The sequence below is a fragment of the Mucilaginibacter rubeus genome (assembly GCF_003286415.2).
Classification (GTDB): domain Bacteria; phylum Bacteroidota; class Bacteroidia; order Sphingobacteriales; family Sphingobacteriaceae; genus Mucilaginibacter; species Mucilaginibacter rubeus_A.
Genome location: NZ_CP043450.1, coordinates 6,036,813 through 6,053,593 on the forward strand (window position 1 = coordinate 6,036,813; position 16,781 = coordinate 6,053,593).

At 43.9% G+C, this 16,781-nt stretch carries 14 protein-coding genes; 11 read left to right on the forward strand and 3 right to left on the reverse strand.

What is annotated here, in order from left to right; genetic code table 11:
* The first annotated feature begins 53 nt into the window (after positions 1–53).
* The 11 genes from DEO27_RS24095 (at position 54) to DEO27_RS24140 (ending at position 14,521) form a co-directional block, all read left to right on the forward strand.
* Positions 54–788, forward strand: a complete 735-nt coding sequence (locus DEO27_RS24095; protein ID WP_146750114.1) for a class I SAM-dependent DNA methyltransferase — start codon at positions 54–56, stop codon at positions 786–788.
* A gap of 243 nt (positions 789–1,031) precedes the next feature.
* Positions 1,032–1,892, forward strand: a complete 861-nt coding sequence (locus tag DEO27_RS24100) for a hypothetical protein (RefSeq protein WP_112574895.1) — start codon at positions 1,032–1,034, stop codon at positions 1,890–1,892.
* A 313-nt stretch (positions 1,893–2,205) separates the two neighbouring features.
* Positions 2,206–2,400: a hypothetical protein gene (locus DEO27_RS24105; protein ID WP_112574896.1), complete on the forward strand. Its 195-nt coding sequence runs from the start codon at positions 2,206–2,208 to the stop codon at positions 2,398–2,400.
* Positions 2,401–2,667: 267 nt separating this feature from the next.
* Positions 2,668–6,150 carry a hypothetical protein gene (locus DEO27_RS24110; RefSeq protein ID WP_112574897.1) on the forward strand — a complete coding sequence of 1,161 codons (3,483 nt, stop codon included), beginning with the start codon at positions 2,668–2,670 and terminating at the stop codon, positions 6,148–6,150.
* A 19-nt stretch (positions 6,151–6,169) separates the two neighbouring features.
* Positions 6,170–6,988, forward strand: coding sequence for a hypothetical protein (locus DEO27_RS24115; RefSeq protein WP_112574898.1), 819 nt, complete (start codon positions 6,170–6,172; stop codon positions 6,986–6,988).
* Positions 6,989–7,019: 31 nt separating this feature from the next.
* Positions 7,020–10,853 carry a DUF6443 domain-containing protein gene (locus DEO27_RS24120; RefSeq protein ID WP_112574899.1) on the forward strand — a complete coding sequence of 1,278 codons (3,834 nt, stop codon included), beginning with the start codon at positions 7,020–7,022 and terminating at the stop codon, positions 10,851–10,853.
* Complete coding sequence (locus DEO27_RS24125) at positions 10,853–11,545, forward strand: Imm52 family immunity protein (RefSeq protein WP_112574900.1); 693 nt, start codon at positions 10,853–10,855, stop codon at positions 11,543–11,545. Before DEO27_RS24120 ends, DEO27_RS24125 begins: the two co-directional genes overlap by 1 nt.
* 716 nt (positions 11,546–12,261) lie before the next feature.
* Positions 12,262–12,402: a hypothetical protein gene (locus DEO27_RS31615; RefSeq protein WP_190295220.1), complete on the forward strand. Its 141-nt coding sequence runs from the start codon at positions 12,262–12,264 to the stop codon at positions 12,400–12,402.
* 305 nt (positions 12,403–12,707) lie between these two features.
* Positions 12,708–12,944, forward strand: coding sequence for a hypothetical protein (locus DEO27_RS24130; protein WP_112574901.1), 237 nt, complete (start codon positions 12,708–12,710; stop codon positions 12,942–12,944).
* A complete protein-coding gene (locus tag DEO27_RS24135; RefSeq protein ID WP_112574902.1) occupies positions 12,925–13,404 on the forward strand; it encodes a hypothetical protein in 480 nt (159 codons plus the stop codon). Before DEO27_RS24130 ends, DEO27_RS24135 begins: the two co-directional genes overlap by 20 nt.
* A 109-nt stretch (positions 13,405–13,513) precedes the next feature.
* A complete protein-coding gene (locus tag DEO27_RS24140) occupies positions 13,514–14,521 on the forward strand; it encodes a phage exclusion protein Lit family protein (protein WP_112574903.1) in 1,008 nt (335 codons plus the stop codon).
* A 19-nt stretch (positions 14,522–14,540) separates the two neighbouring features.
* Here DEO27_RS24140 and DEO27_RS24145 read toward each other — a convergent pair whose 3' ends face one another.
* From DEO27_RS24145 to DEO27_RS24155, 3 genes are all read right to left on the reverse strand, one after another.
* Positions 14,541–14,900, reverse strand: coding sequence for a helix-turn-helix domain-containing protein (locus DEO27_RS24145; protein ID WP_190295221.1), 360 nt, complete (start codon positions 14,898–14,900; stop codon positions 14,541–14,543).
* 387 nt (positions 14,901–15,287) lie between these two features.
* Positions 15,288–16,127, reverse strand: coding sequence for a relaxase/mobilization nuclease domain-containing protein (locus DEO27_RS24150; RefSeq protein ID WP_112574905.1), 840 nt, complete (start codon positions 16,125–16,127; stop codon positions 15,288–15,290).
* Between the two features lie 70 nt (positions 16,128–16,197).
* Positions 16,198–16,761, reverse strand: a complete 564-nt coding sequence (locus DEO27_RS24155) for a hypothetical protein (RefSeq protein ID WP_112574906.1) — start codon at positions 16,759–16,761, stop codon at positions 16,198–16,200.
* Positions 16,762–16,781: the final 20 nt, after the last annotated feature.

Consider the following 16,781-nt stretch of genomic DNA (forward strand, 5'->3'; position numbering starts at 1 on the left):
ACACTCCAAAAGAAAGTGTGCGATACTGTACGCAAATCGCACATAATCTCAATATGAATAATATCAACAAACTTCTGATCCTCTTTGAACAGTTCGCGTACACGCAAAACGAAGCTGCTGCCCTTAATGACTTTCTTGATTATTTTCTCTTAGCGTTTCGATATCACGAAACAGCCGAAGAGCAGAAACGGGCACTTGAAACACTCATCAACCATCCAAAGCGGGAACTGCTCTCGAAGATGCTGATCGAAGTAGGGGAACTCTCCGAAAACTTCAATGACCCTTTAGGAGATCTGTATGAAACCCTAATATCAAAAGGCAGAAACGGGCAGTTCTTCACTCCTGGCCCAATAACGGATTTGCTAACTGCTCTTGTTTACGACAGCAATGCAAAACAAGGAGACATGGTACTTGACCCAGCCTGTGGATCAGGAAGAATGCTGTTGTCGGCGGCAAAGCGCAACCGGCACCAACTCTTTTACGGCGCAGACATTGATCCGCTATGTTGCAAAATGGCCCTGATGAATATGCTGTTGCATTCGTTGACAGGTGAGATTGCGCACATGGATTCGCTTTCCAACAAGTTCTTCAAGGGATACGTTATCGGTACCGTTCTTTTAAATGGTCACCATCATCCCTACTACAAACCCTTTACTGATCCTGAGCAAAGCAGAATCTGGCTGCGCTCGAAGGAAAACCTTTCACAGGAAGCAGTTACCGATCCCTCCGAGTCAATGCGACAGCCCTCAGAAAGAGGAGTACAAGGAAATTTGTTTGATGAACTCTAAACATACACGCCGGTAATTCCGGCGTTTTTCTAATACCTTAACATTATTAATTTATAAAGTTCTTCTGCAATCCACACATGCTTGCAAAAATCTGCAAACATACATGCTAGAGGAAACCAATAATGTTTCCTCTAATCAAAAGATAATACTTTATGCAAATCTTGCATAAAGTATGCACAAAGTGAATTGGATGGGGCAATAGAGCGCACGAACTTAGTGCTGTACTAAACCCCAACACTCAACATGAAAAAAGTACTATTTCTGCTTCAACACACCGTTCTGCTGACGGGTGCAATGATCCTATTCCTTTCCTGCGGCAAAGGCTCCGGCAATTTAGACAACATGAACAATGGCGGACATATTGACCCGCCGCCAACGAACAATGGCGAAGTAGAAACTACTGCCGTTTCGGGCGTCACCTCTGGACACGCAACGATTGAAGGAGAATTGACCAAAGAACTGCCGTTGGGAGCAAACGGAGAGATCGGGTTTGCCTGGGATACGAAATCACACACCAACATCGCTGATTATCCTAATAAGTTTTACAGCCAACCAAGTGCGCCGTTCAACGGCAAATTCAAATTCATTCGAGCTGGTTTGGTTGGAGGCACTACCTACTACGTTCGAGCTATTGCCTCGAAAACGGTTACTGGTGATCCGCTCATCTATGGCAAAGAACTCTCTTTTACCACCAAAGCCCCCAGTATGGAATATGGCGAGTTTGTACAGGGCGGCATCCTTTTTTATGTTGATAAGACCGGCAAGCATGGCCTTGTTGCCGACCTTGACGCACTTGTTTATAACTTCGGAGGTGGCCCGAAATGGAAAGGCGATGGCAACGCAGGCGTTTTGTTTACTACCAGCAAAGCCATGGGTACTGGTAATGGAAATACTACTACAATCGTTTCCACCTACGGCACGAATCAAGCTATCGGCTATGCAGCTTTGTACAGTTACAGCCTTGACAAAAACGGCTATAGCGATTGGTATTTACCATCAATTGACGAATTATCACAAATGAAAAAAAATCTCTATGACAATCCGCTTGGCCTGGCACCAGGGCATTTTTGGAGTTCTACTGCCACGGAAGCGGGGTACGCATAGTGTTTAAGCACCGATGCTGTCACCGATACCCCCGATCAATTTCTTATTTCAAATTATGCATCTGTATGCTCAGTTCGAGGCTTTTAGTTAGAATAGCAATTTGTTCGATAAGTAGCACAACCTAGCGTAGTCAGATATGTCTTAAAGCTTTTAAACGCGCTTTTCGTTTTTCAATCAACCAATAGGGAAGGTGTAAAAAATGCTTTATGGGTATGAATACGCCACATAGTGCATGTAATTCAATTTGAAAGGAAGTTCTTACTGCCGAAACAACTAAAATAATTATATCAATAACAATTAAATTTTATCAACTATGTCAACGAAACAACAAAATCAATTTAAGGAAGAAACCGAAGAAAAACCCTTATTCTTTGGCTTGTTTGGCACCGAGCATGTGCATACCCTCACTAACCGGAAAACCGGAGAGGTTACAAAAGGAACGTCTTTAGACACACCGAAAGAAGCAAGGGACAAGGCATGGGACAAGATATTTCAGAAAGATAAATAGTTGCGGGATCGGCAAAGTTAGTCCGCAAATGATAATACTTTAACTTCGTATTTTTTCAATTTTACTCCATTATAATTCTGTTTCAGTAGGTGTTTATACTGTATATTTTTCAGTTAAAACACCTATTTATTTTTTTCATACTTATTACCAATTTCAGGGCTGTTATAATTAGCTACTAAAAAAAGGCCCTTACATTCACATACCAGTGTCTTATCACAAATGAAAAAAAATGTACTCCCCGTGGCTCTTGCAATACTCTGTCTTTGCATGAGCACAATCAGTCGCGCACAAAAAACTGATGACGACAAACCGGAAACGGCATTGCCCAAGCCTATCATTTCACCCTCTCCCGAAGCCGCTTCGTTGGGCAAATATGGCGATGTTCCTATCGGGTTATTTAAAGGGATGGCCAATGTTGACATTCCGTTTTATACGCTTGCAAAAGGAGATATTTCGGTGCCCATCTCGATCAACTATAGTTCCAGTGGCATTAAGGTCGACGAGATTTCGACTAACGTGGGCTTGGGATGGACATTGATGGCAGGAGGAGTGATCACATCTTCAGTCTCAGATAAAAACGACTTTAATTCTTCGTATAGCAGGGTACTTCCTATTAATCCGGTCAATTTCCACCCGAACACAACTAATACCAATGACCCTGATTATGTATTTGCCCGTTCGTATGTGAATAGTCATACTGCATACGATCTTCAGCCTGACATTTTAAACTATAACTTTTGCGGGCGATCAGGGAAGTTTTACTTCGATACCGACTTGCAAGTTGGACACACCATTCCGGCGAGTACCGTAAAAATAAGCCGAAATGCTTCCGGGTTTACAATTACCGACGAAAAAGGAATCAACTATTTATTTACCACTACCGAGACATCGCTGGTTGAGGATTCCTGCACCGTCGGTGCATCGCCGCGTCAGGACACATCACCAGGTCAAACCTCGTACTATCTTACCCAGATTGTTGATACCAAAGGCAATATTGTAAACCTCACGTATGAAAACACCAGTTATTATTATTCAGAGGGGATTGAAGAAGCGCAATACTTTAGCCAGCTTACCGGAAATTGTCCTTTATTAACCGATCACAACAGTACCTGTGTGAAAGTACAGACCGTAGGAGGCAAGCGCATTAAAACAATTAGCGCCGGGGACAATTCCATTACAGTGACATTTAATTACTCAGCAACAGCGCGTCAGGATGTCGTACCTCTGGCTGGTTCCGAAAAGGTAGTCAGTTCGCTTGATGGCGTGGTAGTAACGGCCGGAAGCACCACAATTAAGACCATTACACTTGACCATGATTATTTCAAAACGAGTGGCTATGCGAGTGCTCCGAATAGCAGGCAACGGGCATTGGAGTGCCGGCTTAAACTGCTAGCAGTAACTGAATCAGGAAAGAAACCATATATTTTTACCTATAATGAAACCCAGAATCTTCCTTCCAGGCTTTCGTACACTGCGGATTATTGGGGCTATTATAAAGGCAATGCGGGCTCAAGCTCCGTCCCCGCCGATCCAACGATAGGAAACCCTGGCGGCAACCGGGAGCCCGATCCGTCGGCGCTGTACACGCAGGCCAACCTGCTCACTAAAGTGCGCTATCCTACCGGTGGTTCAACGACTATTGTCTACGAGCCCAATGACACTTATAAATGGGAAACAGTAACCGAGAAAGTCCAGCATACAATAGGGTGTAGCGCTAATGCACAATCGTCAAACACCTGTACCTATACCCTTAGTAATTCGCTTCAAGGGGCATCAGTCACCTACCATTTGCAAATTACCGGGCAGCACGACAATGGCTCAGGGACAATAGACGGACCGAACTCCCTTCATTTGGAATTTGCGGGAAACGGGACACTGGGGAATCAATCGTTTCCGGCGGGCAGCTATACATTTTCATTGGAAAATACCTATACTTCCGGTATCACCCACTTGGGCATCATTTGGGATCAATTTGATTCGCATCTGGTGCAAAACCACTATGTGATGGGCGGCGTACGCGTTGCGCAGACTATAGACTCTACAGGCATTGGTATTCCTGTAAAAAAGTATTATAGCTATCTTATTTCCGATACATCAAAGGAAACCAGTCTTTTTTATAAAAAAATATCGCCATCAAATTACAAATATCCCTATACGACCTATCATCCCGATAGGGATGGAGTAGTTAGTTCATGCCAATATAACGTAATGCGTTCTGCGCCTATTCCGCTAATTGGCAAGGGCGACCCCTTTAACTATGGTTATACAAAAGTAACCGTACTCTCTGATTCGTTAGGAACCCAGGGAAAATCTGTCCATTATTACTCAAGCAGCCTGCAAGATTTCTTAAGCGGCACCAGTCAAATCACCGACCAAAGCTGGTTGCAAGGAATGGAGCTGAAGCAGGAAGATTACTTGTATAACCGTCTACTCCAAAAATATATTATCAACAAACGGGTAACCAATACCTATAAGGTAAACCTGAATTCAACCTACCTGGGAGACAATACCAATCCGGCGCTTCCTCCCAATCAATATTCCGTGTATGGCATGAAATTAACACAAGAAAGCCCGGAGTTCACCCACTTAAACCAAGTGACTGCTGCCACCTTTAAATATGAAGTCTATCCTGTGGTTACCGCCTGGATGTATCAATCACGATCAGATGCAACGTTGTTCAACACTTCAGACACAACGCGTTTTCTTACCACAACAACAAACACCTACTTTGAGAACGCGCTTCATCAGCAGCCAACCAGAACGGTGACGAACCAGAGCGACACCACACAGGTAACCGCAATAACAACGTATGCCAATGATTATGCCTCCGGCACTACGTTTATCGATGATATGAAAACCAATCACATCATCAGTACACCGATAGAGCAGGTGGTATATAAAAGCAATAAGTATGGCACCAATGTCGCATCCGGTTCAGTCACAACATACAAACCTGGCGGGAAAGACCTGATAGATCTCGTTTATAATTTTGAATCTGCCGGTGTTGTCCCTCTGTCAACATTCAAGTTCTCGAACAAAACAGTCGGACAATTGCCCTATGGCACACCTTTAGGCGGTTATGGGCTTGACTCTCGTTACCAACCAAAACTTGCATACAATGCTTATGATAACATCGGGAATTTATTAACCGCGACTCCAACCAACGGACGGTCTGAGAGCTACCTCTGGGATTATCAAAAACTGTATCCGATAGCAAAAGTGATCAATGCTGATAGTGTAAATATTGCCTATACTTCATTTGAAGCAGATGGAAGTGGTCACTGGACAATTGGATCACCAACCAGAAATACCAGCGTTGCGAAAACCGGGAGCATATCATATGCCTTATCAGCAGGAAATATCACTAAATCCGGCCTTACAGCCACACGTAGTTACGTGGTGTCATACTGGCTCAACACTACCACACCGCTTACCATAACAGGAACGCAAGTCGGATATCCCTTAAAAGGCGCAACCATCAATGGCTGGACCTATTTTGAGCATCTTGTTTCTGGTCTTTCAACGGTGACAATCACAGGAAGCTCGGTTATCGATGAATTAAGACTGTATCCTCTTGGAGCAAAGATGGCTACTTACACCTATGCTCCCTACATTGGGATGACAAGTACCACTGACGCGAAAGGAATAACAACATACTTCGAATATGACAATTTCCAGCGTTTACAAAACATCAAGGACAAAGACGGCAACATTATTAAACACATCGATTACCACTACCAAGGCCAATAATAAATTAAAAACCAATCACATGAAAAAACTAATCTTAGCTACGATTTTATTCGTTTCCATATCGAACTATCTTTTTGCACAATGGAATACAAACGGGAATGATATTTATAATTCCAACAGCGGCAATGTCGTTATTGGCGCAACCTCCCCCACGGCAGTTAATGCTTCATCAACATTGTTTCCTTCGACAATACCCAAGTTTAATGTAGTGACGGGCACCGGAACCGGGGCCTACACGGACCTGGTGGTTTTTAATCATCCGGGGGTAAATGTAGACGCGGTTCAGCGGCAAATCGGTTTGCTATTGAAGCTATCTTATGAAAGTACTGCAGGCGAATCCAACAAGATGGGTGGAATGATATTGGAAAGCAGTCTCGGATATGGCAATATTCCTTCCCTAAGCCTTGTTACAGCTAATACCCGCAGGCTTACCGTTGATTATAGTGGGAATGTGGGTATTGGTACAACGACGCCGCAAAATAAATTGGATGTGAACGGCACTATTCATTCCAAGGTTGTCTTGATAGACCTAAATGGATGGCAAGATTGTGTGTTCAAAAAAGAGTATCGGTTGCTCCCGTTAACGGAGGTCAAAAATTACATCGATCAAAACCAGCATTTGCCAGAAATCCCTTCAGAACCGGAAATGATCAAAAATGGGCTTGATGTGGGTGAGATGAACAAGTTGTTGATGAAGAAAGTGGAAGAGCTGACGTTGTATGCGATAGAGAACGAGCAAAAGGATAAGGAAAAAGACAAACTACTTACGACGCTCCAGGCACAGATCGACTTGCTAAAAGAGCAACTGACGGCGGTTCAAAAGGAGATAAAAAAATAACGAAACCTTTATCACATCTAAATACTAAAGCATGAAAAGAAATGCTTATCACAATGGCCGTTTAAAGGTACCATTTATATTCTTGTTGTTGCTTACGCTCAACATGCGTGTTTCAGCACAGACGTACCTTACGTCACCGGTAACGTTAACTACCGCACCAGCACCGGGCTCTTATTATAACAATATCCGTATTACGTTAACGTCAACGTTCCAGTTTTCCGCAACAGCTGGCAACGGCATGAAATTCTATGTGGTAGCCGCAGATTGCGTTCCTCAAACCATAGCGCTGAGCAGTAACCAGAACTATATCCTGACCTCGGTGCCGAGGACAAAGGGTTTGATCAGCAATGCGATGCTTGCGGGCCGGATGACCTGTGAACTGATGCAGACGGTACAATATATAGACGGACTGGGCAGACCCCTGCAAACCACACAGATCAAAGGCTCACCGTTAAAAAAAGACATTGTACAGGCTTTTGCGTATGACCAGTACGGGCGGGAAGCGATGAAATACCTGCCTTACGCGGCTGCAACAACCGACGGCAGTTATAAAAGCGATGCCCTGACCGGGGCGCTGACCTCTTTTTATAACCCTGGCAATACCGGAGCTACCCAGCAAACCAATGGTATACCCAATACATCGTATCCATTCGCGCAAACAGGCTTTGAGTCCTCGCCCCTGAACCGGGTGATTGAGCAGGGAGCGCCGGGGGCGGCCTGGCAGCTAAGTACAACGCCCGATGCCGGCAGCAGCAGCCATTCGGTAAGGATGGTATACACAGCGAATGACCAGAACAGCACTTTTAGTACAGCAACAACAGGCAACAATGGCAGCCGGATAGCAGCGTTGTATACAGCAGGCATCAACACCAATCAAAGCCGTACTTTAAGCCGGGCAGGCAACAATGCCACCTACAGCCCTAACCAGCTATCGGTTACCATTACCCGTAACGAAAACTGGCAACCGGCAGACGGTTGTTTTAATACCACCGAAGAGTATAAGGACAAGGAAGGGCACGTGGTGCTGAAACGCACGTATAACATCAAGGGCACAACAGCCGAAGAGCTCTCGACCTATTACGTGTACGATGACCTGGGCAACCTGTGCTTCGTATTGCCACCGGGAGCCAACCCCGATGCCCCGGCAGTTATTTCCCAAGCAACGCTTGATAACCGCTGCTACCAGTACCGTTATGATGCCAGGAACAGGCTGGTGCAAAAGAAGGTGCCGGGCAAAGGCTGGGAATATATCATCTACAATAAACTCGATCAGCCGGTTGCAACCCAGGATTCGGTGCAGCGGATGAAATCACCACAGGAATGGATGATCACTAAATATGACGCGATAGGCAGAACGGTGCTCACCGGCATTTATCAGCATACAGGCAGTACAGCGGGAACGGATATCCATGCCACGATCCAGGGGCTTGTTGATGGCCAGGCGGCGCAATGGGAAACGCCTGTAAACACCGGCAACGGTTATACCACCAACAGCTGGCCGGGTACCAACCTGGCAACCACGCTAAGTGTGAATTACTATGACAGCTATGCGGGTATCCCAAGCTTTCCCGGGGCCTATGACCAAACGGCTAATCCCGCGTTCAGCAAACAAACCACTGGTCTGCTTACCGCCTCGAAAACATTGGTGCTGAACACCACCGGAGACTATTTGTGGAGCGTACCGTACTATGATAACGAAGGGCAGGTGGTCAAATCATTCACACAGCACTATGTGGGCGGAGGTCCATCGCTGAGCATGTATAACTATGATGCCGATAGTACGGTATATAACTTTTCCAAACAGCCCACGCTGGTACAACGGAAGCATTACCTGAAGAACACCAACGGAACTGCCGGGGTGCTTACCCTCACCGAACGGAGCAGTTATACCTACGACCACATGGGCCGTAAGCTAAATACGGTTCACCAGTTACAGGATGGCAGTAATGCTGCACAGGATTCGGTGATCCTGACCCGGAGTGATTATAACGAGGTAGCCCAGCTAAAAACCAAAGGACTGCATTCAAAGAACGGCGGGACGAACTACCTGCAAACTATCGACTACCGCTATAACCCGAGGGGCTGGCTGAGCAGTATCAACAATGCCAACCTGAACAGCGACGGCGGCCTGACCAACAACGACAACAACGACAAGTTTGGCGAGGAGCTGAGCTATGACGGAGCAACCACGGCAGCCAAACAATACGGCGGCAATATAGCCACAGCGGTTTGGAAATCGGGACCAATCATCATCGGCGGAACAACCATAACACCTGTTAAACAAACTTATGATTACGGGTATGATAACCTGAACCGGCTTCGTTCGGCGGTATCCACCAGCAGTACGGCAAAAGATAACCTGTACGGGGAGAATGTGACCTATGACAATATGGGTAACATTACCAACCTGGGCAGGTATGATAATATTCCAGGCCAGGGCAGAAAGCAGATCGATACGCTGACCTATACTTATAACCATTACCAGGTAAACCAGGTAGATGATGCTTCAACCTATTCCGGAGCCTTTGGTTTCCAGGACCCGGTAAAAGTAGCGAATGAATATACCTATGATGGTAACGGCAACGAACTGAAAGACCAGAACAAAGGCATCAGCAGCATTACCTACAACCTGCTGAACCTGCCGCAAACGATCACCAAAACAGACGGCAGTACGGTAACTTATGTGTACAGCGCGGCAGGCAACAAGCTAAGAAAAATATTAGTGGCTGGTGGCAATACAACGACCACAGAATACGAGAGCGGTATCGAATATGATAACAATACCTCAACCGTAGCATTCATTCAAACCGAGGAGGGCCGGGCCAGAAAAAGCGGAAGCAATTATGTGTACGAGTATGACCTGAAAGATCATTTAGGTAATACCAGGGTAACGCTAACGCCTGACCCGAATGACGCTGCCCAGCAAACAGCGAAACTGCTACAGCAGAATGATTACTATGCCTTTGGGTATGGGATCCAGTCGACACAGCAGACCATTTCTCCTAAAAATGAATATCTTTATAACCATAAGGAATTACAGGAAGAAACCCAGCTGTATGATTATGGCGCAAGGTTCTATGATCCGGTAATAGCCAGGTGGACGAGCGTAGATCCGTTGGCGGAGAAAGGAAGAAGATGGTCGCCATATGTTTATGGGCTTGATGATCCTATCAGGTTTATTGATCCTGACGGAATGTGGCCAGATTGGGGTAAACTTTGGAAACAGACTAAGAGTGCTGCTACACGTGCCACAGCATTTGTCGCTTCTACTTACATTAACGGCAACCAAAAATCCGGTGAAGCTTTCATCGCGACGGTCACACTGCCAATGAGAATGGCAGATGAGTATCAAGCTGCCGCAAACAGTAAAATACCGGAATATAGAGAAGAAGCAAAAAAAGAATTCAAACAGGATGCCACTGGATTAGCAATAGGTTATTTAGGAGGCAAATTATTTGGCATGGTGGGAGAGGCATTTGCAAGCAAGGTTTCCGGTACTTGGGTGACAGAAAGTACCAGTGGCTGGTCAAAATCTGCGGTTTCTTACCAAGAACAAATAACCGGGGTTCAGGCTGGTAACGCTTTCGAAGTTAATGGTGTAAAATTTGACGGTGTTCGTAATGGCACTTTACTTGAAGCTAAAAGTTCTTATGATGGCTTCGTAAATAAAAAAACCGGGGAATTTCAATCCTGGTTTAAAGGTTCGGATGCATTGGTGGATCAAGCAAGTCGTCAGATTGAGGCGGCCAATGGTGCTTCTATTGAGTGGAACTTTTCCAGTCAGAAAACGTTAGATGCCACTAAAGCACTTTTTAGAGAAAATGATATTAAAGGTATTAATTTAAAATATACACCAGCAAAATAATGATTGACTCATTTTATATCGGAGCTTATTGGGAAACGAAAAAAGAGCTACTCGAAGATGTTATTGAACCAACGTTGCAGACATTAGAACAGCTAAGTGAACTGGATGAACAGTTTTATAATTTTTATGAACTTGGAACCAGTCGAAAACAAGCTTTTGAAAATAGGATACCGTTAGAATTCGGATATATAAAGGAACTTTATCAGAAAAGATTAAAAAAAGCAGATCTTGATCAAAATGGTTATAGCAAAATAGGTTATGGGTTATCTCTCTGGACCGGTCAGAATGAAGATGAATCAAGTCAAATTTCTTTTAATGTTGGAAGTAGCTCGAATAAGATAAGAAATCGATGCCTTATTAAAATACCAACAGAGGGTGTGGCAAGAGAAAGATTACTTCAGCTTAATAAAGTAAAAGAAATTATTAAACTTTTAATTTTAAAATGGAATCCTGATTTAGTTGTTTTAACATCAAAAGAACTTTCAACGGCTTTGGATATAACAAACGACTTGGGCTGGGTTACTTATGTTAAAGCTAAGCAACGTAAAACTAAATATAAATCAAGCAGTAGAATGGTACACGAATCAAATTACCACGGTGGCGACCTGTTTTACTTGACAACCGATAACGGTCTTGTTTATGATTACAATTTGATCAATGAATATCAATCATTAAAAAAACAAATACAGTAATGAAATTAACACTTGCCCCCGCAAGCGCTCTCACTTATTTCCCAGTACATAATTAATTGTGCAAATCCCGGATGTTGACTACACCCGGGATTTTGTCATAAATAAAATGCCAGTTATCTAAACACTTTCGTTATACACATGCAGTATCTGTCGAAGATGCAACTATTTCACGCTATAATCGTCTTTTTTATTACATGAACTACAAACGATAAATAACAGAAGATATTTAGGATAAGACATGCTATTGGAGCGCAAGTAAAAGAAACGCGTGAGAAAAGCATTGGACTCAACAACGACTTGCAGAAGAATTGCAGTGTTTGGTGAAATACATCAAACGAATAGCACGAGGCGAGGTTCATTTTCGACTGAATCTAACGACAGAACTTTCTTATATTCTTTAAATAAATCCATCCACGTATTTAGATACAAAGGTCAAAGCAGCAAATGATAAAAATGCAGGTTATCAAGAACAATTTAATGATCCTTGTCGTGACAAGACATGCAGCAAACACAGAGAACTAAGTAAAAGGTGGGATTTTTATAAGATAATGCCTTATTGAATAAGATACGGTCTTTTATAACAATTAATACGCTGCATGTGAAAGCCTCCGATTTTTAACATTGTCTTAACATTGCTCATCACCTCACACATTTTCAATATAAACTTTAGTTTAATTTTAGGGTACTTACGATATACTTGCGACAATTGGTATCGTATGAGTGTGGATTACAAACAGCAACCGTATCCGAATAAACTGAAAGTAATCCGCCGAAAAGCGCGTTATACGCAGCAGCACGTTGCTGTGCTGCTGGGGCACAACAATACGGTTACCATCAGTGCCTGGGAAATGGGCTAAACAATGCCAAGCGGAACGAACCTCATGAAACTATGCATGCTCTATGAGAAACTGCCGCAAGAACTCTATCCTGACTATTATAACCGAATACAACGATATTTCCGCTTCATATAAGCACTTAAGGGTGCAACACAGCCCTTCACAATATAATACTGTCTTAACCGCTGTTCTTAGCAACGCTGCTTTGCCATGCCCGCTTTTTGGAAAAAATGCAACGTTCGAAACGCTAGTAAAATATACCGTTACGAACGATACCAATCTAATTATTAGTTCTTTATGTTCATTTATGACAACAAAAAAAGCCTATGCACACAGCCAAAGAATTAGAGTTGGCACATCAACTCGCCGAAGCACTGGATGATCAGAAATCCCTTGCTTTCTATATCTCCTGCGCGAAAAAGTACCCAAAAGAATACCTGCTCGCAACACTCACCCATGTGATAACCTTGCCGGGGCATTCGATTCGCACCACGCGCGCCCGTCTCTTCACCAACATCGTTACCAAATCAGTCTACAACACCAATGACTATATTTGGGATTAGCATCGGCTCGTCCCGCACCGCCGTATGCATCCTCAAAGATGGCGTATTGCTTGACGAGGAACTGCATATACACAGCTTTGATGCGCAATGGTCAGAGAAAAAGTTGCGCGCGATCATCAACACTTATAAACATTACCTGCACAAATACAACGTACATGCGATCCTGGTAAAAATACCGCCGTTGCGAAAGCACACCAACGCGATTACGCAACTGCTCAAACGCATCGATACGCTGGCCAAGGAGTATGATTGCCAATTTGATCTCATAACCAAAAGCGAATTGAAACACGTCAACAATCTTCGCTCAACCAATGAAATCATCGAGTTCACCAGACGGCTCTATCCTGAATTAAATGAACTATTTGAGCGGGGAATAGACAATGATCACCGATACTACAAAAAACTCTACGAAGCGATCCTGAGCGCGCATACGTACCAGGAATGGCAGCGCTTCAAATAGCAAATACAACAAAATAGCGTCTTTTCAAACAGGGCATTTGTCCTGTTTTTTATTTGGCTATTACCCTCAATAGATTTTTGACAACACCAATTTATCAGTACTTTAAAGTATGGAAAAAAGCAACGACATACCAGTTCTTTATATCGACGCTCTCTATGGAAACATTGATGAAACATTTCGAACGGGCAATAAAAAAATGGCTGACGAGCTATTGGCGCTATTTGCAAAAGGCAAAGTAAAAGGGCTCGATTTAAAACCAACAATGTATCCGATGAGGGGACCGTATGCAGATTTGAATACTCAGTTCATCGTGCTACAAGCTGGCTTCCTCTCATACCTGTGGACTGTGTGCTATTTTATGATTGGACTGATAGACCTCTATCAGGAACGGGCACAGCAACCGGTAACGGTGGTGCGGCTAAGCGACGACAATGAGTTTATGATGCTCAATAATACCTTGGGATGGGGCAGATCACTCAAATTCGGAGAAGAAGATGAGGTGACATCGTGGCCTGACTATATACCAAACCCTACGCAGTCTGAACGGCGTGTACTACAGGCAAACCACATCTTTGTTTTGGCAACCTGTTATCTGATGTATCACGAAGTAGGGCATTTAGTACTGCATGCGGATGCCAAAGATTTTATTAAAATGACGAAAAGTCGCGATTACGTCCTTTCCAACGAAGACAAACGTAGAATTAGAACAATGGAAATCCAGGCTGATTCATACGCCTTAGATTGCATGCTTATTTCAATTGATGACGAACACGAGCGATATATGAGGTTTCTGGGTACAATCGTAGCTCAATTATCAGAATTTTTTGTTCGCACATTCCCAGCGCATACGCTTGGAGGGCAGCACCCGGATCTTGATGAACGATTGAAACGCATCCTACATAGAGTTGATGTACAGTATCCGGGATATAAGCTCAATCTTGATCTTACTGCTTCTATCGGTCTGCAACTGTTTTTTGCTCTAACATTCACCGATTATATTCCCGAAGATCAGAACAATTTCGGTTTCGATAACTTCGATGCGTTAACGAAATATCTCTTCGATATTATTGGAGAGTGGAAAAACAAGTATCATGAGGAAGCTAACAAGAACCACTAATTGTTCTACGCTCCTAAAGTCACTTTTTTGACAACAACGATTCGATAATCAATTTCAAATGGGCGATCTCTTCGTCTTTGGTCGACAATAATTTCTCGTAGAGCTCTTTTTGTTCAACGTTGATGGTGCCAATTGACCCGAATGGAGCCGAACCATGATTCGGCCCATAAAAGTTCACCACTACAGGCTCGGCGCTCATGATGTCCGACGCACTCACCCCCAGCTCTTTCGCAAGCTTTTCAAGCAGGGAAGTGTCAAGCTTCGTTTGGTTGTTCTCGATGCGGGAATAGCTTGCTTGCGTCATTCCCAACTTAGCCGCGATATTCTCTTGGGAATAGCCGCGCAACTCCCGTATCATTCTGATTTTTGCTCCGTACATGTGTTTGTAACAAATGAACAGTAAATGTATGAAAAACCGCATACATTATGCAGTATCCGCATAAAGCATTCATATAACGCATACTGCATGCGCCCGTCAATGATTGCAGCATAAAGAACGGTTTAAAATCTGGATACTGTTTTCGACTTCCATGCAGATTTATACTGCATAAAATGCACTTTATGCCAGTTCGCGACAGTAGATACAAAAGGCTATTTCAATTCATTTTCGGGGCATTGCTGTGGTTACTTATCCTATATGCGATCCTCGACGGTATCATGCGATTGTTCGGATGGTAACAACCAAGGTTGCTGAAAAGCAGCCTTTTATTTTTGCCCTAACATAAAGCAAAATAAATTTTTCGCCATGTGTCCCCGGAGGGACACACTATCTTGCTCTCTCCTCCCAGTCTCTTTCTTCCCGGTCGCGACCTGCCTGCCGCTCCCGTATGCGCCGTATCTCCTGCAATGCCTGCTCCTCTTCACTCCTTTCTACAGGCAATGCATCAAGGCGCATATCAGCGAGCAGTCGTGAAAAACTCATTTTCACGCCATTTGCCTCCACTCCCGCAGGTCGTCCGTGCCGCTCGTAATAATCCAACCGCCGTGCTCGCAACAGTTCAAAGAACTGCTGTTGCGACTTTGCTTCCGCAAAGCACCTCCGTGCCATTTCAGCAATCAGCTCACGCTGATTCGCATGCCATTGGCCGTGCCGCAGATACGGCATGGCCTTGCCATGTTCAACCGTACTTTTGTCAATCCCCGGGTACCGCTGTTGGTGGTATTCCTGAAACGAGTGTTTCAACTCATGCAATTGCGCTTTTGATAGGCCAAACGATAGGCCGGTTCTAAAGTGCAAGGCAGAGACGCAAAAATGCACGTGCACGTGCTCTTGATCGTGATGCACGGCACCGATCATGACGCCTGTGTGGCCTCGCAAGCGTATGTATTCCTGCACGAGGTCATCCAGCACCTCCGGCGACAGCAAGGCCTTGTTTTCGTCAGCGTGGAACGAAATAATCTCATGGTACAAATACACGTGATCGGTACGCGACTGCTGTCTGAAGGTTTCGTTTTCGATAAATTCCTGGACATAGCCGGGGATATTGTCAGAGCGGAGATTGTTGGTGAACACTTGCATCTTGTCGCTCTTGTCCTCGTTCAGGATGTACCGGATCAGGGAAGCATACGAAGGGCTATGACGAGCAAGAATTTTGACGATTGCCATAACGAAAATTCGCTTTGCGCTAAAATACGCGTATAAAAAAACCAATGCAAGTGCATTGGTTGTGTTTGTGTTACTTTTTTAAGAACTGTTGCAGTTCTTCTGGGAACTCTTCCATCGGCCAACCTTTTTTCAATGTTTCGATAAGCAAATAGTATGCTTCTTTCCACGAACCTTTGAAGTTGTATAACTCTGGGTATTGTTCTGCATCCTCAAAAGTTGGGAACCAAAATTTCGCCGTACCATCAGCTTTCAATCTCACTTCATAAGCACGATTGTTCGAACTTCGAATAGAATTATAGGCGTATGAAGGGGCAAACCAAGCCGTTATAATTGTGTTCTTCTGTAACAGCTCAAGATTATCGTCATCCGCTAAAAAACAAAAAGGGCAGTAGTCCCAGCCAGGCAAATTGTTAAAAAGGGCGATCCACTTTTCTAATACAGAATCAATTTGTCCAACATCTGATATTTTTATTTCGGTAGGAAAATCAAAAAAACTGGTTTCTGTAAGAAGTGACGAGATGCAATCAATAAGTAATACTCTGTCATCTTCTGTTAATGTTATTTGAGTAGATAGGTGCTTTTTAATAGCGGTTAGTTGTAGAAGCGCTTTAGAGTTTAATTTAATTGTGTTCATTGTATGTTTATTTGGTCACC